Raw genomic sequence first — 18,443 nt, 5'->3', positions numbered from 1 at the left:
CTTCGCGGCCGGCTTGCTGCCTGCCGGCTTCGCCGCGGCGGGCTGGCCGCCACGCGCCGTTTGCGCACGGCCCTGGCCGTTGCCTTGCGGCTGACGATTCCCGCCGCCGCCGCCGCCACCACCGCCGCCACCGCGTTGCGGCTGCTGACCGCGACGCTGGATCGGCTCCGGCTTCGCGTTCGGATCGGGTTCGAAGCCTGCGATCACTTCCTGCGGAATCTCGCGCTTGATCAGGCGTTCGATGTCGCGCAGCAGTTGCTTCTCGTCGACGCACACCAGCGACACCGCCTCGCCCGTCGCACCGGCGCGGCCCGTGCGGCCGATACGGTGCACGTAATCTTCCGGCACGTTCGGCAGCTCGTAGTTGACGACGTGCGGCAGTTGATCGATGTCGATGCCGCGCGCGGCGATGTCGGTGGCCACCAGCACCTGCAGCGTGCTCGCCTTGAACTCGGTCAGCGCGCGCGTGCGGGCCGACTGGCTCTTGTTGCCGTGAATCGCCAGCGCGCTGATGCCGTCCTTCGTCAGTTGCTCGGCCAGGCGGTTCGCGCCGTGCTTGGTGCGCGTGAACACCAGCACCTGGAACCAGTTGTGCTCGCGGATCAGGTGCGTGAGCAGCTCGCGCTTGCGGTCGCGATCCACCGGGTAGATCTTCTGCGCGATCGATTCGGCCGTGGTGTTGCGGCGCGCGACCTCGATCAGCGCCGGCGAATCGAGCAGGCTGTCGGCGAGCGCCTTGATCTCGTCGGAGAACGTGGCCGAGAACAGCAGGTTCTGGCGCTTGGCCGGCAGCTTGGCCAGCACGCGCTTGATGTCGTGGATGAAGCCCATGTCGAGCATGCGGTCGGCTTCGTCGAGCACGAGGATGTCGAGCTGCGACACGTCGATCGTCTTCTGCTGCATGTGGTCGAGCAGGCGGCCCGGCGTGGCCACCACGATATCGACGCCGCGCTTGAGCGCATCGATCTGCGGATTGATGCTGACGCCGCCGAACATCACGGTGGAGCGCAGCTTCAGGTATTTGCCGTAGGCGCGCACGCTTTCCTCGACCTGGGCGGCCAGCTCGCGCGTGGGCGTGAGGATCAGCGCGCGCACCGGGCGCTTCGCGCCGGCCTGTGCGGCCTGCATTTCGTGGAGGCGCTGCAGGATCGGCAGCGTGAAGCCGGCGGTCTTGCCGGTGCCGGTTTGCGCGCCGGCCAGCAGGTCGCCGCCGCCGAGCACGGCGGGAATCGCCTGCGACTGAATCGGAGTCGGCTCGTTGTAGCCGAGTTCGTTGACGGCTCGCACCAGGGGTTCGGCGAGGCCGAGGGAAGCAAAAGACATAAACTCTCTTGGGGTTCGGAAAGACGCCGCCGCCGCGCCGGCTGGCGCCACGGGGCATCGTCAGACAAAAAAAGCAAAAAGGGCGTGGCCGCGGTGTCGCGCGGCCACGCCCCCGTGTTCATGAACCGTCCGTCAGTCGAGCGGCGCCGAACGCAGATCGCTCACTTGTTGCGGCGAAATCGGCGAACCCTTGTTGCCCCAGGCCGATCGGATATACGACACGACGGCGGCAACTTCTTGATTCGACAGGGCTTGTGCGAACGGAGGCATCCCGTAAGGACGCGGATTCCGGAACGTGCTGGGCGGGTATCCGCCGTTCAGCACCATCCGGATCGGGTTCACTGCAGACTCCATCATAATCGAATGGTTCTGCGCGAGCGGCGGATAGGCCGGCGGCTTGCCCTGTCCGACCGGTCCGTGGCACGTCGCGCAGTTGTCCGCATAGATCTTCCGGCCCTGTTCGAGCAGCTGATTGCCGAACTGTTGCGAGGTTTCGTATTGCAGGTTGGTGGGCGCCTCGCCCTTCTGCGGAATCGACTTCAGATACACCGACATCGCGCGCGCGTCGTCGTCGCTCAGGTATTGGAGGCTGTTGTGGACCACGTCCGCCATCGGCCCGAATACCGCGCCGCGATTCGACACGCCGGCCTGCAGCAGATCGGTCAGTTCCTGCACGTGCCAGTCGCCGAGGCCGAATTCGGTGTCGTTGGTCAGCGACGGCGCGTACCAGTTCTGCATCGGGATCAGGCCGCCCGCGAACGCCGACGAGCTGCGCGGCGCGCCCATCAGGTTGATCGACGTGTGGCACATGCTGCAGTGCCCGAGCCCTTCCACCAGATAGGCGCCGCGATTCCATTCCACCGACTTGGTCGGATCGGGCTTGAAATCGCCTTCCTTGAAGAACAGCGTGCGCCAGCCGATCAGCAGGTTGCGGTTGTTGAACGGGAATTTCAGCTCGTGCGCGCGGCTTTCCACGTGCACCGGCGCGACCGAGCGCAGGTAGGCGTAGATCGCGTCGGAATCGGCGCGCGTCACCTTCGTGTAGCTCGTGAACGGGAAGCCGGGGTAGAGCAGGCTACCGTCCTTCGAGCGGCCCGCATGCATGGCGCGGTAGAACTCGTCGGCGCTCCACTTGCCGATGCCGTATTGCGCATCGGGCGTGATGTTCGGCGTGTAGAGCGTGCCGAACGGCGTGGCCATCGGCAGGCCGCCCGCGAACGGCTGGCCGCCGCGCACGGTGTGGCAGGCCACGCAGTCGCCGATCCGCGACAGGTATTCGCCCTTCTTCACGAGCGCCGCGTTGCCGCCGGCCGCGGCGGCCGGCGGCGCGGCGTGGGCGAGTTCGTTGGACCAGCGCGCGACGCCGGGCCAGAGCGCGGAGCCGAGCGTCGCGGCCGCGGCCAGCACGAGGGCGGAGCAGGCATACAGGGACTGGCGTTTCATGGCGTCTGTCTCCTGGTTCTCATTGCGGTTCGCTGCCGCAGGCGAGCGGCAGCTTCGACGAGCCGGCCGGCGCGGGCACCGGGTTGGCCGGCGCCGGCTGCGCGGCGAGCCACGCGGTCACGGCGGTCACGTCCTCGTCGGTCAGGCGCGCGGCGATCGCGTGCATGCAATCGGGCGCCTTGGCGCGCCGGTTGCCGGAGCGCCAGGCGCCGATCTGCGCGCTCAGGTAATCGCTGTGCAGGCCGACCAGGCCCGGAATGGCCGGCTGCATGCCGGTCAGCTGCGCGCCGTGGCAGGCGATGCAGGCGGGAATCTGGCGTGCCGGATCGCCGCGCGTGGCGAGCGCCTGGCCGCGCGCGACCACCTCGGCCGACACGGTCGGCGGCGTGGGCGGCGGGTAGGGCGGATGTTCGTTCGAGAAGTGGACGGCGATCTCGTGCAGATAATCGTCGCCGAGATACGTGAGCAGGTAGTTCATCGGCGGATACTTGCGCCGCCCGTCGCGGAAATTCATCAGCTGGTTGTACAGATACTCGGCGGGCTTGCCGGCGAGGCGCGGGAAATAATCGTTGGCGGTGCCCTGGCCGTGCACGCCATGGCAGGCGGTGCAGCCGCGCACGCGTTCGGCCATCGTGTCGGGCGCCTTGAGCGGAGCGGGAGACGCGTTCGATGCGGCCCCGGAGGCGGGCGCCTGAGCCCGCGAGGCGGCCGGCAGGCACGCGGCGCCGATCCACAGCGCGGCGAGCAGGGGGCGGAATACACGTATTGAAGACACGCGAGGCTCCAATTTTTTATTCGTCGGGGACCTGGCCGGCTCGTGTCGGCTCGGGCTTTGACTACACGTGTTTCGGCAGCCCTTGGTTGTCTCCTGGCGGCTGCGTTGCGAAGTTTGGCACCGGCCCCGGGCCGCGGCGAACCGCGAAACGGGCCTCGATGCAGGGCATTCGGCAAGCCTCGGCCGCGGCGAAAACGCGGCGGCGCATGCGGGAATCCTACGCTTTTTTGGTGAACCCGCGTGCCTGGTTTCCGTCGAAGGCCGTACACTCGCTGCTCGCGCACGGCCGGGTACCCTTACGGCGTTGTAGGCCGTTTTGCGCCGTGTCGCAAGATCGTTCTCACTCCGAAACACCGACGAACCCCCACCTCACTTGCCGATGTCCTCGATCCCCCCGATGTCCCCGCCGCTTCTCGCGTCAGACGATTGCCGCGCCGCTTGCCGCATCGCTTGCCGTTTCTCGCCGCCGTCGCCGTTTCCCATCGCCGCCGGCCGGTTGCCGCGGCGCGCCATGACGGCGCAAGGCGGCGCGCGATGATGCCGAAAATCGACAGCCTCTGGCTCGGTCAGGTCGCGATGGCCTCGCTCGCGCAGATCGCGTTCGCGGTGGCGGTGGGTTCGCTGCTGTTCGGCGCGTGGCTCGCCGCCGAAGGCGCGAGCGCCAAGGTGTCGCCCGCGCATCTGGCGTGGCGGCGCGCGCGCCGCTCGCTGACGGCGGCCGCGCTGGTGTTCGTGCTGGCGGAGGCGGGCTGGATCGTCTATGAAGCGGCGTCGATGAGCGGCGCCGGGCTGGGCGGCGCGTTCGGTGCGCTCGGCACCGTGCTGCGGATGACGCACGTCGGCCACGCCTGGGCGTTGCTGTTCGGCGGCGCGCTCGCGCTGCTGGTGCTGGCCGCGCTGCGGCCCGGCGGCGTGGCGGGCGATGCGCTGCTGTGGCTCGCGGTGCTGGTGGTGGAGGCGGGCAACGCCTCGATCGGTCACGCGGCCGACGCGGGCCCGTTCTCGCCGGCGGTCGGCGTGCAGATGCTGCACTTGCTGTCCACGGCGGTGTGGGGCGGCATCGTGCTGGCGGGCGGGATGGTGGTGGTGCCGGCGCTCGGCGCGTCGATCGCGCGCGGCGTGCTGATCCGCGTGGCGCTGCGCGTGTCGCGGCTGTCGATGGTGGCGGTGGTGCTGGTGCTGGCGACCGGCGCGTTCAACGGCTATCGCGGCACGGGCGGCGACCTGGCCGTGCTCGACGCGAGCACCTGGGGCCACGTGCTGCTGCTGAAGCTGGCGCTGGTGGCGCTCGCGCTGGTGCTGGGCGGCTTGAACCGCTTCTCGGCGCTGCCGCGCCTGCGCCGCACGGCGGCCACGGAGGATGCGCACACGTTCGCCAACGTGCTGAATCTCGAATCGATCGTGATGATCGGCGTGTTCGTTGCAGCAGCGGTGCTCGCATTCAGCGTGCCCGGCGCGGCCGCGATCGTTCAGTAAGGCGCGCGAACCGGCGCGGCCGATGGCGCGGCGAGCGGTGCCGGCACCGCCTCGCCCCGGCCGCCGCCGCGCGTCAGATCACACGTTAGATCACCACTCGGCCACGCTGCCGTCCGCGTGGCGCCACACCGGGTTGCGCCAGCGGTGGCCGACCTTCGCCATCTCGCGCACCTTCTCCTCGTTGACGTCGATGCCCAGGCCCGGCCCTTGCGGAATCGACACGAAGCCGTCCTCGTAGCGGAACACTTCAGGATTGCGAATGTAATCGAGCAGGTCGTTGCCCTGGTTGTAGTGAATGCCGAGGCTCTGTTCCTGGATGAACGCGTTGTAGCTGACCGCGTCGAGCTGCAGGCACGCGGCCAGCGCGATCGGGCCGAGCGGGCAGTGCAGCGCGAGCGCCACGTCGTAGGCCTCGGCCAGCGACGCGATCTTGCGGCACTCGGTGATGCCGCCCGCATGCGACGCGTCGGGCTGGATGATGTCCACGTAGCCGCCCGCGATCACATGCTTGAAATCCCAGCGCGAATAGAGCCGCTCGCCGAGCGCGATCGGCGTGTCCGTCTGGTTGACGATGTCGCGCAGCGCCTCGGCGTTCTCCGACAGCACCGGCTCCTCGATGAACATCAGGCGGTACGGGTCGAGCTCCTTGGCCAGCACCTTGGCCATCGGCTTGTGCACGCGACCATGGAAATCCACGCCGATGCCCACATGCGGCCCCACCGCCTCGCGCACGGCCGCCACGTTGGCGATCACCTTCTCGACCTTGTCGTAGGTGTCGACGATCTGCAGTTCTTCCGAGCCGTTCATCTTGACGGCCTTGAAGCCGCGATCGACCACCGCCTTTGCGTTGTTCGCGACGTCGCTCGGGCGGTCGCCGCCGATCCACGAATAGACCTTGATGCGGTCGCGCACCTGGCCGCCGAGCAGCGCGTGCACGGGCGCGTTGTGGTACTTGCCCTTGATGTCCCACAGCGCCTGGTCGACACCCGCGATCGCGCTCATCGTGACCGGGCCGCCGCGATAGAATCCGGCGCGATACATGACCTGCCAGTGATCCTCGATCAGCAGCGGATCCTTGCCGATCAGGTAATCGGACAGCTCTTGCACCGCCGCCTCCACCGTGTGTGCGCGCCCCTCGACGATCGGCTCGCCCCAGCCGACGATGCCCTCGTTGGTCTCGATCTTCAGGAACAGCCAGCGCGGCGGGACGACGAACGTTTCGAGGCGGGTGATCTTCATGGGGTGTCTCCGTGAGGTGGACGCGTCGTGGCAGCGTCGATGGCGACGATCCTACACGATGTCGTCGAAAAGTAGTATTAATAGCACTATTGCGCACATAGTGATGCGGCCCCGCTATCCGGAGCCGCGCCGACCGGGAGAAACGTGATTCAACGCGATCTGCATGGACAAACCGCCTACACGCTGGCCACGGCGATCCTGCGCGGCGATTACGCCGAGGATTCGATCCTGCCGCGCGAGGCGGAGCTGATGCTGGCGTTCGGCGTGAGCCGCACGGTGCTGCGCGAGGCGCTGCGCACGCTGACCTCGAAGGGCCTGATCGAATCGCGGCCCAAGGTCGGCACGCGCGTGCGCCCGCGCGGGGCCTGGAACCTGCTCGACGCGGAATTGCTCGACTGGTATTCGCAGGTCGCGCCGCCGCTGGCGTTCGCGATGAAGCTGCAGGAAATGCGGGAGATGGTGGAGCCGTACGCGGCGGGGCTGGCCGCGCGCGCGCAGACGCCGGCCACGTTCGCGGCGATCGAGCAGGCGCACGCGGCGATGTGCGCGGCGCGGCAGGTGGACGAATGGGTGCGGGCCGATCTGCGCTTTCACCTGGGCGTGCTGGCCGCCGGCGGCAACGAATTGCTGATGCCGCTCGGCGCGCTGATCGCGCGCACGCTGGAGGCGCAACTGCATCTGAACGCGAAGCGCGCCGACGTGTTCAATGCCTCGTTGGCCGAACACACCCGCGTGGTGGACGCGATCCGCGCGCGCGATGCGGGCGCCGCGCGCGACGCGATGGCGGCGCTGCTCGGCACCACGCGCGAGCGGATCGAGCGCTAGCCGCACGCGGCGGCTGGCTTGGGGCCGGGATCAGCTTGCCGGTTTCGCGTCGGCGGGCTTGGCCGCATCGTTCGCATCGGCAGCATGGGCCGCGCTGGCCGGCTGCACACCGGCGCCCGCATCGGTCTGCCAGCCCAAGCCCAGGCTCTTCTGCAGCGACACGTAATCCTTGATCAGCTCGGCCTGCCCCGAAATCACGTTCTGCTGCGCCGACAGCGATTCGCGCTGCGTATCGAGCAGATCGATCATCGACGACACGCCGGCGCGGTAGCGCTGATCCATCAACGTGGCCGAATGCGTGGCCGAGGTTTCCACCTTGGTCAGCGTGACGACGTGATCGCGCTGATGGCCGTAGCGCGACAGCGCCGTGTTCGCGTCCTGCAGCGCGCCGAGCACCGATTTCGTGTAGTTCGCCTCGGCCTCGTCGCGCGAGGCTTCCGCCGCGCGCACTGCGCCGCGCGTGCGGCCGAAATCGAAGATGTTCCATTGCAGGTACGGCGCGCCGACCCACGAATAGTTCTGCTTGCGGAACAGGTGGCCCGGATTGCCGGCGCTGAAGCCGATGTCGCCGAGCAGCGTGACCTTCGGGAAGTAATCGGCGATGTGCTCGCCGATCTGCGCGTTGCTCGACGCGAGCCGGCGTTCGGCCGCGCGCACGTCGGGGCGCTGCTTGAGCAGCGCGGCCGGATCGCCGATCGGCACCGAGGCGGGCAGCACGGGCAGCGTGGCCGTGTCGCTGGCCAGTTGCGCGTCGAGCGCGCCCGGCGCGCGGCCGGTCAGGATCGCGAGCCGGTCGAGCGATTCGGTCACCTGCGCATCGAGCGGGATCAGCGTGGCGCGCGTGTTTTCCACCTGGGTGGTCAGACGCTCCACGTCGGCGTCGGCCGCCACGCCGCGCGACCGGCGTTGCAGCGTCAGATCGAGCTGGCGCTGCTGCAGATCGGCCGTGCGGTGCGACAGCGCGAGGCGCTGTTGCTGATCGCGCAAGTCGATATACGCATTGGCCACTTCGGCCGCGATCGACACCTGCGTGTCGGCCAGATCGGCCGTGACCGCTTCGGCCTGCGCCGAGGCGGCTTCGATCGCGCGCCGCGTGCCGCCGAACAGGTCGATTTCCCAGGTTGCGTCGAAGCTGGCCGAATAGAGCTGGATCGGGCCGCTGCCGGCCGTCGAGCTGCTGGAACTGCCCGAGCCGTTGCTCGAATTGTTCGAACCCGTCAGCGCCGACAGCGCGTTCATGTCGGGCGCGCGGGTGCGGATCGCGGCGAGATCGGCCGTGCTTTTCGGCAGCGCGTTGGCGCGCTGCTGGCTCAGTTGGGCGCGCGCTTCGCGCAGGCGCGCCTGCGCGGCGTGCAGATCGGGATTGTGGGCCAGCGCCGCGGCGATCAGTTCGTTAAGCTGAGGATCGCCGAGCGTTTCCCACCACGCGCTCGGCGTGGGCGCGTTGGCGGCCACGCCGGCTTGCGGCGCGCGCACGAAGGTGGCGGCGCTCGGCGCGGCCGGCGCGCCGTGGTAGTTCGGCCCGACCGTGCAGCCGGCGAGCAGGCTCGCGGCGGCGATCAGCGTCAGGGCGGGGCGGCGGGGCAAGGAGAAGGACGTCATCGAATCAATCGGTTCAGTGGCCGGACGAGCTGGGCGGCGGTGCGCCCCGGCGCGGCGGCGTGCGCAACAGCAGCGCGAGCGGCACGCAGGCGATCAGCGCGAGTCCGAGCAGGTAGAAGGTTTCCGAATAGGTCATCACGGTGGCCTGCACGTTGATCTGCTGCGCCAGTTGCCCGAGCGCGCGCATCTTCGAGTAGGCCATGTCGCCCGTGTACGAGAACCAGTTCGCTGCGTACTGCGAAATGCGATCCTGGCCGATCAGCGAGTTGTTGCTGACCGATTCGCGGATCACGGCCGTGTGATAGGTGGTGCGGCGGTCGATGATGGTGCCGATGATCGCCAGGCCGATCGAGCCGCCGAGGTTGCGGGCCATGTTGTAGAGCCCGGCCGCGTCGCCCGATTCCTCGCGCGAGACGGCGGCCATCGAGGCCTGGTTCAGCGGCATCATCGCAAGCATTTGCGCGACGCCCCGGATCAGCTGCGACCAGACGAAATCGTGGCCGACGCTTTGCGCCGTCAGCGAGATGTCGAGCATGCAGCTGAGGAAGAACAGCAGCAGCCCGGTGATCACGAGCACGCGGTAATCGACCTTGCCGAGCAGCTTGGGCAGGATCGGCATCATCAGGAACGCGGGCAGGCCCGACAGCAGCATGATCTCGCCCGCCTGCTCGGCGTTGTAGCCCGAGACGATCGCGAGGAACTGCGGCAGCAGGTACGAAATGCCGTACAGGCCCGCACCCACGGCGGCCACGATCACGATCACGCTGGCGTAGCGCGGGTTGCGCATCAGCGAAAGCCGCAGCATCGGCCGCTTCGCCGTGAACTGCGAGACCGCGATCAGCACGAAGCCCACGAACGTCACCCAGCTCAGCGAAACAATCATGCTCGATTCGAACCAGCGCTCGCGCTGGCCTTCCTCGAGCACCACCGTCAGCGACGACAGCCCGATCGACAGCCCGGCGATGCCGACCCAGTCGGCGCTGAAGAACTGCGGCCACTGCGGCTTGTCGGACGGCAGGCCGAGCACCAGCAGCGCGATCAGGATCAGGCAGACGGGCAGGTTGATGAAGAAGCACCAGCTCCAGCTCACGTTCTCGGCGAGCCAGCCGCCGAGCACCGGCCCGAACAGCGGCCCGAGCAGCACGATCAGGCCGAACAGCGTCATGCCCACCGGCAGTTGCGAGACGGGCAGCCGGGTGCGGATGATGGTTTGCGCGGTGGGGATCATCGCGCCGCCCGTGAAGCCCTGGCCGATCCGGCCGACGATCATCAGCGCGAGCGTGTTCGACCAGCCGCACATCATCGAGAACGCGATGAACAGCACCGCCGACACCAGCAGGAAGTTTCGCAGTCCGAACACGCGCGTGAGCCACGCGGCGAGCGGAATCATGACGATTTCCGACATCAGGTAGCCGGTGGAGATCCAGGTGCCTTCGGTGCCGGTGGCGCCGATTTCGCCCTGGATCTGCGGCAGCGCCGAGTTGGTGATCGAGATGTCGAGCGTGGCCATCAGCGCGCCGAGCGAGCCGGCGGCCACCGCGATCCAGTCGGTGACGCTGGCGCGTTCCTCGGCGTGCGGCGCCGGCGAACCTGCGGGCGGCGTGACGGCTTCAGCCATGGTGCTGCCCGTCGTCGCGCGTATCGACGTTCACGTCCACCGACAGGCCCGGCAGCAGCACGCGGCGTGTGTCGTCGTCGGTCTGCACGTGGATGCGCACCGGCACGCGCTGCACGATCTTCGTGAAGTTGCCGGTGGCGTTGTCCGCCGGCAGCAGCGCGAACTGCGAACCGGTGCCCGGCGAGAAGCTTTCCACCGTGCCGTGCAGTTCCTTGCCCGGCAGCGCGTCGACGCTGAGCGTGACCGGCTGGCCCACGCGCATGCGGCCGACCTGGGTTTCCTTGAAGTTCGCCACCAGGTAGAGATCCTGCACCGGCACCACCGTCATCAGGCGCGTGCCGGGCTGCACGTACTGGCCGACGCGCGCGGTGCGATCGCCGACGCGGCCGTCGAGCGTGCTGCGCACCACGGTGTTGTCGAGATCGAGCTGCGACTGCGCGGCGCTGGCCTGCGCGGCCTCGAGCTGGGCCTGCGCCTGCTGCAACTGCGCCGTGCTCGAGGCGATCTGCGTGCGGGCCGCGGCGATCGACGCGTTGTTCGCGGCGAGCGTGGCCTGCGCCTGATCGCGCGTGTTCTTCAGATCGGCGATGCGTTCGTGCGTTTCCGCGCCGGTGGCCGCGAGCGGCGCGTAGCGCGCGTATTCCTCGCTCGCGTGGCGCAGGTTGATGCTCGACACCTGAGCCTGCGCCTGCGCCTGCTCGAGGTTGGCGCGCTGCTGGCCGATGTCGGCCTGGGCGCGCGCGATGTCGGCGCGGCGGGAATCGACGGTGGCCTGCGAGTTCTGCAGCGACACCTGGTACTGGCGCGTGTCGAGCTTCACGAGCGGATCGCCGGCCTTCACCGTCTGGTTGTCGCGCACGTAAACATCGGTGATGTAGCCGGACACCTTCGGTGCGGCCGTCATGCTGTCCGCCTGCAGATAGGCGTCGTTGGTGTATTCGATGAAGCGGCCGACGGTCCACCAATGGACGAGCCAGATGGCTCCGCCGATCAGCGCGGCCACGGCGATCACGATCAGGACGATCCGGCGCGATGGGCGCTTCGCGGCGGATGCTACGGGTTCCTGACGATTGCCTTTCGGCGGTTCTTGAGGGGTCGACGACATTCGGGTATCCAAATTATTCCGAGCGGAAGAATTATTCCACTTGGGAAATTTGTGTCAAGTAGAATGTCGCCAGTACGAAAGTGAGGGGTCTATGACGGAAGCGAAGAAGCTGCGTCGCACGTCGGCATCGGGTTATGCGCGGGGCGACGAAACACGCGGGCGGATCATCGAGGCCGCCATCGAGCTGTTCGGCGAGCGCGGCTTCGCCGGGGCATCGACGCGGGACATCGCCGCGCGCGCGGGCGTGAACGCGCCCGCGCTGCAGTATTACTTCGAGAACAAGGAAGGCGTGCTGCGCGCCTGCATCGAGGCGATCGGCGATCACGCGAGCGAATCGTTCGGCCCGGCCATCGAGCACGCGCGCGCGATGCTCGCCGAGGATGCCGACGTCGACACGCTGATCGACGCGTATATCGGCATCATGCAGGTGATTTCGTCGAAGATGTTCGACACGCCGAAAACCGTGCACCAGCGCATGTTCTTCGCGCGCGAGCAGGCCGGCCTCGAGCCGGCCTTCGCCAGCGAGATGCTGATGGAGCGCGTGCGGCGGCCCGTGAACACGATCTGCGCCGAACTGGTCGGGCGCATCTCGGGCGCCGATCCGAAGCAGCCGCTCACGCAATTGCGCGCGTTCAGCCTGCTCGGGCAACTGACCGTGTTCCACATGGCGCCGCGCTCGGCGCTGTCGCTGCTCGGCTGGGATGCGTTCACCGGCGAGAACGGCGCGCTGCTGAAGTCCACCGTTTATTCGCAAACCCGGCAATTGCTTCGGATGTGGCATGCGGAAAACGCGGCTGCGAGGCCCGCGCCGAAGTCCGCCTCGAAGCGGGTGGCGAAGCCGGCCGCTTCGCCCGCGCAGTCGCCGAAACCCGCTGCCGCCGCGCGTCCCGTCGCTGGCAAGCGCAGCCGCACCGCCGCCGCCGGCAAAGCCTCCTCGCGCTGAGTGTCGCCCCGCGCCGGCGCCGGCCGGCGCGTCGGTTCGCTTGCCCGCCGAACCGCGCCGGAATTACCGGCAAAACCCTCGGTAATCCTGATCATCGCCGGCCCCTTACCGTGCTGTCTTTCGGAAAGGTTTCGCCCGCGGGCGATGACATGCGCCTGTCACGGTTGCCGGTCTATCGTCGCGATCCGAGACGGCGACTGCGCATGGCATGCGCGTCGCCGCGTGCCCCCCGTCGCGAACCATAAGATCGGAGCGAACCGATGTCGAACCCGAATCAACCCGAAACGAATCAGGCCGGCCAGCATGCGCCGGTCTCGCGCCGCGGCTTCCTGAAACTGGCCGGCGTGTCCGGCCTCGCGACCGCGAGCGGCCTGGGCGCCACGCGCGCCGCGGCGGCGTCCACGCCCGACGGCACGCCCGAACAGATCCACCTGACCTGGGGCGACGATCCGTCGTCCGACGTGACCGTGTCGTGGGCGTCGCTCGCGCCGGCCGCGAACCCGCGCGTGCGCGTGTCGAGCGACTACGGCCGGCCGTTCTCGGTGCACGCGGTGCAGCGCACCTACACCGACGGCTTGAACGGCGCCGTGGTGTTCACGTATCACGCGCGCCTGCACGGGCTGCGCCCCGGCGCGACGTTCCGCTACGAGGTGACGGCCGACAACGACGCGAACGCCGCGCATCCGTTCTCGGCGAGCTTCCAGACCGCGCCGCGCGGCCGCACGCCGTTTCGCTGGACGAGCTACGGCGATCTGGCCACGCCGAACACGGGCTGGGTGCTGTCGTCGCCGCAAAGCCGCTTCGCGGTGCAGGCGGTGGAGCGCTTCCAGCCGCTGTTCCACCTGCTCAACGGCGATCTCTGCTACGCGAACCTGAACCCGGCGCATCAGCCGGACGTGTGGCGCGATTTCGGCAACAACAACCAGACGTCGGCGTCGAACCGGCCGTGGATGCCGTGCCCCGGCAATCACGAGATCGAGTTCCACAACGGCCCGCAGGGCTACGACTCGTATCTCGCGCGCTACGTGCTGCCCGAGAACGGCACGCGCTTCCCGGGCCGCTGGTACAGCTTCCGGGTGGGCGCGGTGCTGTTCGTCTCGCTCGACGCCGACGACGTGGTGTACCAGGACGCCGCCGCGTTCGTGGCCGGCCCCGCGCCGCTGGTGCCGGCGCCGAGCACCGGCAACGAGCCGATCCAGCCGGGCACCTCGTTCTACGTGCGCGGCTACAGCCGCGGCGAGCAGACGCGCTGGCTCGAGGACACGCTGCGCCATGCCTCGCACGACGAAGCGGTGGACTGGATCGTCGTGCAGATGCACCAGGACGCGCTCAGCTCGTCGAAGTCGGGCAACGGCTCGGACAAGGGCATCCGCGAGGCGTGGCTGCCGCTGTTCGACCGCTACGGCGTCGATCTGGTGCTGTGCGGCCACGATCACGATTACGAGCGCAGCTTCCCGGTGCGCGGCTGCCGCCATCACGCGGGCGTCGATGCGTCGACCGGCTCGGTGGTCGATACGCTGCAACCGCAACCGGTGGTGACGGCCGACCCGGAAGATCGCACGTTCGACACGCGCCACGGCACGATCCACCTGATCCTCGGCGGCGGCGGCACCAGCGCGCCGACCGACACCTACGGCGAGGACACCGCCACCGGCCTGCCGCAGGCGATGGTGTTCACCAAGCCGAACCGGCCCGCGCCGGGCGCGACGGCCGGCGTGTTCGCGCGGCCCGGCCCCGACGCGCGCGAGGACGCGATCTGGTCGGCGCGCCGCGATGCGGGCAACGCCTACGGGATCGCCGTGTTCGACTACGAACCGGGCGAAGCGGGCAAGCACACGTCGATCACGGTCAACTACTACCACGCCACCGGCGGCGACACGCCGAGCAGCGAGTACGTGCTGTTCGAGACGATCGTGCTGAGCAAGCCGCGTCGCGGCTGATCGGGCGAAGCTGACGGCAACGCGGGGCGACGGTCCATGACGGATCGCCGCCCCGCGTGCGTTGTCGGGCTCCGGTTCGGGCGCTTCAGCCGTGCTTCGCCGTGGCCGCTGTCGCGGTTTCGGCGGCGGCCGCCTTCGGCTGCGCGGTTTTCGGCTGCGCGGCTTTCGCGCCAGCTTCGCGCGTTCCGGCCGGCGTATCGACCAGCGGCTGCAGCGCCGGCGCCAGCGATTTCAGCAACTGCACCGCCAGCGCGCTCGTGTATTCGTAGCGCGCCGCATACGGCTCGTGCGCGTTCGCCGTCAGGACCCCGAAGAACCGGTCGCCGATGCCGAACACGAACGTCGCGCTGCGGTTCACCTTGCGCGATTCGATCAGCCGCGCGCCGGGCGCGTACACGTTGAAGCGCTGATCGCCGGTGCCGGTCTTGCCGTAGACGTCGAGCGTCTTGCCGTCGGGGAACGCGAGGCCCTGCGCGAGCCGCTTGGCCGTGCCGTTCTCCACCACGTCGCGCAGCATCGGCTGCACGGCGGCGGCGATCTCGGGCGAGACGAGCTGATGCGGCGGCGTGCCCGCGTGCACGAAGCGCGTTTCGTACGGCGTGTCCTTCGCGAAGTCGAGCCGCACGATGCTCTCGGTCGGCAACTGCGCGCCGTGATTGCCGATCAGACCGATCAGGCGCGCCAGCGAATCGGGCTGGTCGCCCGACGCGCCGATCGCGGCCGCGTACGACGGCGTGAGCGCCGCGAACGGATAGCCGAGCGCCTGCCACGACCGGCCGATCGCCTCGTAGGCGCGCAGTTCGACCATGCGGCGGATCCGGCGATCCTGGGTGGCGTGATATTTGGTCTTGTAGAGCCACGCGTAGGACGCGATGCGCACGTCGTGGCTGGCCGTCTGCACGGTGTCGAGCGTCGCGTCGGGATGCGCGCGCAGGTAGGCCAGCGTCCAGAGCGCGAGCGGATGCACGCTCGCGATATAGCCGCGATCGTTGAGGCTGAAGCGGTCGGCGCCGTACTTCGCGTAGAGCGCGCCGAGATCGTCGTCCGACAGCCCCGCGGCCGGCGTGCCCTTCAGCGTCGCACGCATGGCGGCGTCGAACCACGGGCGCGGCGCTTCGGGCGCCACGCTGCGCAGCACGGTGGCCACCTTGGGCGGCGTCTTGCGCACCGTCTTCAGCATCAGCGCGAGCGCGTCGTCGGGCGGTTTGCCCGCGTATTTCGTATAGAAGCGCTTCACGTACACGCGGCTTTCCTGATCGACGAACTGCCCGAGATAGTGCGCGCGCAGTTCCGGGTCGTTCAGCCATTGCGCGGAAACGCCAGTCGTCCTGACCATTTCGTAGCGGACGATGTCGCGCATCATCCGCACGAACACCAGGTTCACCGAGTTGCGGAACGCGAGGCGGATCGTCAGGATCTGGCCGTTCTCGCTCTTGTCGAAATTGGTGAAGGTCTGCGCGCCGCCGCCGGTGTAGAACGTCTCGCCGGCCGAGGCCGAATACTTGCGATCGAGCGCCGCGTCGAGCATGGCCGGCAGCGAACGGTCGCGCGCGGCGATCAGGTAATCGAGCGCCCAGCGCGACAGCGCGTCCTGCGGATCGGGCTGCACGCGCTTGAGCGCCTCGACGGGTTGATCGGCGTAGTCGCGGTGCAACTGCGAGACGATCTGCAGGTAGGTCACCACCGTGCGCAGCTTGGCCGTGGAGCCGAGGTTCAGGCGCGCGCCGCGATTGACGTCGAACGGCTGATCGACGCTGTCGGTCTGCACGCGCAGCAGGTTCGCGTCGCCCTGGCGTTCGTAGAGCGTGAAGCTGTAGGAGATCTTCGACGGATCGTCGCCGGGCCGCAGCATCTGGAAGCCGATCAGGCCGGCGTCGCGTGCGCCGTCGCGGGTGGTGACGGCGGCGAGCTTGTCGGCCACCGCCTGCTGCACGGCGTTGTCGAGCGTGACCGTGGCGTCGAGGTCGAGCCGGTCGAGCTGATAGACGCTCGACAGCCCGAGCGCGCCCACCAGCCGCGAGCGCGTGGAGGTGATCGCCTTGCGCGTGACGTACGAGGCGGCGGTGGGCAGCGCGGGCGGCGGGTGCTTGTCGATCTGCGCGGCGAGCGCCGCGTCGCGCAGCGCCGGCGTGATCGCGCCTTCGGTGGCGAGCAGGCGCAGGTAGCTGTCGGTCAGCTTCTGCAGGTCGGCGTAGCCGCGGTTCAGGAAGAACGACGGCGCGCGCTGCGCGATCAGCAGCGACAGCACCTCGCGATAGGTGGCGGCCTGCTCGGGCAGGTTCGCCGCGGTGCTCGGCGCCGAGAGAATGCGGTTCACCTCGGTGAAATCGCGGCCGTACCAGGCGGCGAGGCCGTCGCCGATGCCGGTCACTTCGCCCACATGGGCGCGCGCGGCGAGCGGCACGGAATTCAGATAGCGCACCACGATCTGGCGGCGGGCAGGCAGCGTTTGCGGGCCGTCGAGATAGGCGCGCACCGAGGCCGAGGCGATCTGCCGGAGTTTCTCGGGCGGCGTGGCGGTGCGGCCGTCGGGCGAATGGCGGAATTTCTCGATCTGGGTGGCGAGCGTGCTGCCGCCCGGCGCGGCCTGATGCGGATTGACGAGGCGCAGCGCCTGGTCGGACAGCGCGCGGCCGAAGCGCCGCCAGTCGATCGCGGGGTTGCGGTTCGGCGCGTCGGGGTCGAGCAGGTAGCGATCCTCGATGAACAGCAGCGAGCGCACCACGAGCGGCGGGATCGCATCGAAATCGCGGTAGACGCGGTGCGGGAAGGTGGCGTCGAAGATCGGCGCGCCGGTGGCGTCGCGCAGCGTGAGGCCGGCCTGATCCTTCTCGTCGTAGGGCAGGAACAGGCCCTGGTCGGCCAGCGCCAGCAGCCGCTCGGAGCCGCGCGCCTGCGCCTCGACGGCGTAGCCGCGCGCCGCGAGCCGCTGCTCGATGGAGGGCAGCAGCGCGTAGCCGAGGCGCGTGTCGTAGGGGCCGTTCAACGGATAGCGGATGCTGTCGCTCGGGCCGTTGCCGACCGTGTAGCCGACGTCGCTTGCAACCGAGGAGAGATAGCGGGCCTGCCAGCGCGATGTCGCGAATTCGATCTGGCAAAGCCGCACCACCACGACCAGTGCAATCAGCACGGCCGCAATGAGCAACCATTTGACGCGTCTCCACACCGGTACGGGTGTGGAAGCGCGCAGCGGGATCCGGATCACGGGCCGATTCATGGCATCTCCCCGCGGCGCAAATCGTCCGACCCCCGAGCGCCGCACTGGATGCAGTGTAGTCCTGAATGGCACGCCGCGTGAGGCAGAAAATCGGCGACTGTGACGCCGATGCAACCGCCCGATCGTTATGGAGAACTTGACGTGCGGGCGCGCGTCTGGCGGGTGGCGCGAGCGGCCAATTGGGGGCGGATTTCGCGCGCGGCGGGGCGTTTCGTCCGACCAGCGCCGCGCGCGCGGCCGCCGGCCGTCAGCAATCCGAGAAGGTCGAGCAGACGATCCGGACGTCGAACAATTGCGCGATGTGGGTCAGCGCCTGCAGCAGCGCGAACGAGTGGCGGTCCGCATAGGGCAGCGACGGCTGGAACGCGCTGCCGTGGCGTTGCCATTCCGAATCGGCCTCGGTGTCGCGATGCGGCCGGTCGAAGATCGCCTCGATCTCGTAGCCGCCCGGCCCGCGCGCGGGGATGCCGACGTTCAACGAGAAGCCGGCCAGCCGGTCGAGCGGAAAGCGGAAGCTGTCGCGGCCGAGCCGGAAGCCGGCCCAATCGGCGTCGCGGGTGCGGAACGCGACGAACAGTGTGTCGTCGGCGCGGCGTTGCGCGTTGAAGTGTTCGGGCAGATCGTCGAGCGGGGCGATGTCGGGCGACGCTTCGTCGAGGTTCGATTCGATATCGATGTGCTGCTCGCACACGCTGCGCAGGCCGTCGTACAACTGCCGGAACACGACGGCCGCCGAAGTGGCGCGCGCGTCGGTGTCGAGGAAGATGCGCTGGTAGCACGCGTAGGCGCCGAGATAGCCGGGCAGCCACTGGCCGTCGTCGCGCTGGGGGAAGGCCGAGCGGCTGCCGATCGGGGCGGGCAGCAGGTCGATCGGGCGCGTGCGGTCGCCGAAGCGGCGCGCGCGGAACGCGGTGAGCTGGTCGGGCGGCGGCGCGTC

At 69.0% G+C, this 18,443-nt stretch carries 13 protein-coding genes; 4 read left to right on the top strand and 9 right to left on the bottom strand.

What is annotated here, in order from left to right; translation table 11 throughout:
• The 3 genes from G3N92_RS18380 to G3N92_RS18370 all read right to left on the bottom strand — a co-directional run.
• A partial coding sequence (locus G3N92_RS18380) for a DEAD/DEAH box helicase (RefSeq protein WP_206128955.1) occupies positions 1–1,323 on the bottom strand: 1,323 nt, incomplete at its 3' end.
• A 132-nt stretch (positions 1,324–1,455) separates the two neighbouring features.
• Positions 1,456–2,766 carry a cytochrome c gene (locus tag G3N92_RS18375; RefSeq protein WP_206128954.1) on the bottom strand — a complete coding sequence of 437 codons (1,311 nt, stop codon included), beginning with the start codon at positions 2,764–2,766 and terminating at the stop codon, positions 1,456–1,458.
• A 19-nt stretch (positions 2,767–2,785) separates the two neighbouring features.
• Entirely contained in the window at positions 2,786–3,553 is a 768-nt protein-coding gene (locus tag G3N92_RS18370) for a c-type cytochrome (protein ID WP_206128953.1), read from the bottom strand.
• 525 nt (positions 3,554–4,078) lie between these two features.
• Between G3N92_RS18370 and G3N92_RS18365 the strand changes: the two genes are divergently transcribed.
• Complete coding sequence (locus G3N92_RS18365) at positions 4,079–5,017, top strand: CopD family protein (protein WP_206128957.1); 939 nt, start codon at positions 4,079–4,081, stop codon at positions 5,015–5,017.
• Positions 5,018–5,107: 90 nt separating this feature from the next.
• On the opposite strand, the gene dgoD is transcribed toward G3N92_RS18365, so the two are convergent.
• Positions 5,108–6,256: a galactonate dehydratase gene (gene dgoD / locus G3N92_RS18360; protein ID WP_206128952.1), complete on the bottom strand. Its 1,149-nt coding sequence runs from the start codon at positions 6,254–6,256 to the stop codon at positions 5,108–5,110.
• Positions 6,257–6,400: 144 nt separating this feature from the next.
• On the opposite strand from dgoD, the gene G3N92_RS18355 reads away from it, so the two are divergent.
• Positions 6,401–7,081, top strand: coding sequence for an FCD domain-containing protein (locus G3N92_RS18355; RefSeq protein WP_206128951.1), 681 nt, complete (start codon positions 6,401–6,403; stop codon positions 7,079–7,081).
• A 30-nt stretch (positions 7,082–7,111) separates the two neighbouring features.
• Here G3N92_RS18355 and G3N92_RS18350 read toward each other — a convergent pair whose 3' ends face one another.
• From G3N92_RS18350 to G3N92_RS18340, 3 genes are read right to left on the bottom strand one after another with little or no spacing between them, the layout of a single operon-like run.
• Positions 7,112–8,683, bottom strand: a complete 1,572-nt coding sequence (locus G3N92_RS18350) for an efflux transporter outer membrane subunit (RefSeq protein WP_206128950.1) — start codon at positions 8,681–8,683, stop codon at positions 7,112–7,114.
• Between the two features lie 13 nt (positions 8,684–8,696).
• Complete coding sequence (locus G3N92_RS18345; RefSeq protein ID WP_206128949.1) at positions 8,697–10,301, bottom strand: DHA2 family efflux MFS transporter permease subunit; 1,605 nt, start codon at positions 10,299–10,301, stop codon at positions 8,697–8,699.
• Positions 10,294–11,406 (bottom strand): HlyD family secretion protein, encoded by a 1,113-nt coding sequence (locus G3N92_RS18340; protein ID WP_206128948.1) that lies wholly within the window; start codon positions 11,404–11,406, stop codon positions 10,294–10,296. Before G3N92_RS18340 ends, G3N92_RS18345 begins: the two co-directional genes overlap by 8 nt.
• Before the next feature lie 91 nt (positions 11,407–11,497).
• Between G3N92_RS18340 and G3N92_RS18335 the strand changes: the two genes are divergently transcribed.
• Both G3N92_RS18335 and G3N92_RS18330 read left to right on the top strand, forming a co-directional pair.
• Positions 11,498–12,349, top strand: a complete 852-nt coding sequence (locus G3N92_RS18335; RefSeq protein WP_206128956.1) for a CerR family C-terminal domain-containing protein — start codon at positions 11,498–11,500, stop codon at positions 12,347–12,349.
• Positions 12,350–12,609: 260 nt separating this feature from the next.
• Positions 12,610–14,289 (top strand): metallophosphoesterase family protein, encoded by a 1,680-nt coding sequence (locus G3N92_RS18330; RefSeq protein ID WP_206128947.1) that lies wholly within the window; start codon positions 12,610–12,612, stop codon positions 14,287–14,289.
• Between the two features lie 85 nt (positions 14,290–14,374).
• Here G3N92_RS18330 and G3N92_RS18325 read toward each other — a convergent pair whose 3' ends face one another.
• Both G3N92_RS18325 and G3N92_RS18320 read right to left on the bottom strand, forming a co-directional pair.
• Positions 14,375–17,506, bottom strand: a complete 3,132-nt coding sequence (locus G3N92_RS18325) for a transglycosylase domain-containing protein (protein WP_206128946.1) — start codon at positions 17,504–17,506, stop codon at positions 14,375–14,377.
• 247 nt (positions 17,507–17,753) lie between these two features.
• A partial coding sequence (locus tag G3N92_RS18320) for a hypothetical protein (RefSeq protein WP_206128945.1) occupies positions 17,754–18,443 on the bottom strand: 690 nt, incomplete at its 5' end.

The sequence above is a fragment of the Burkholderia sp. Ac-20379 genome (genome assembly GCF_017104645.1).
Taxonomy (GTDB): Bacteria; Pseudomonadota; Gammaproteobacteria; order Burkholderiales; family Burkholderiaceae; genus Burkholderia.
This window is presented reverse-complemented; position numbering and strand designations above follow the sequence as displayed.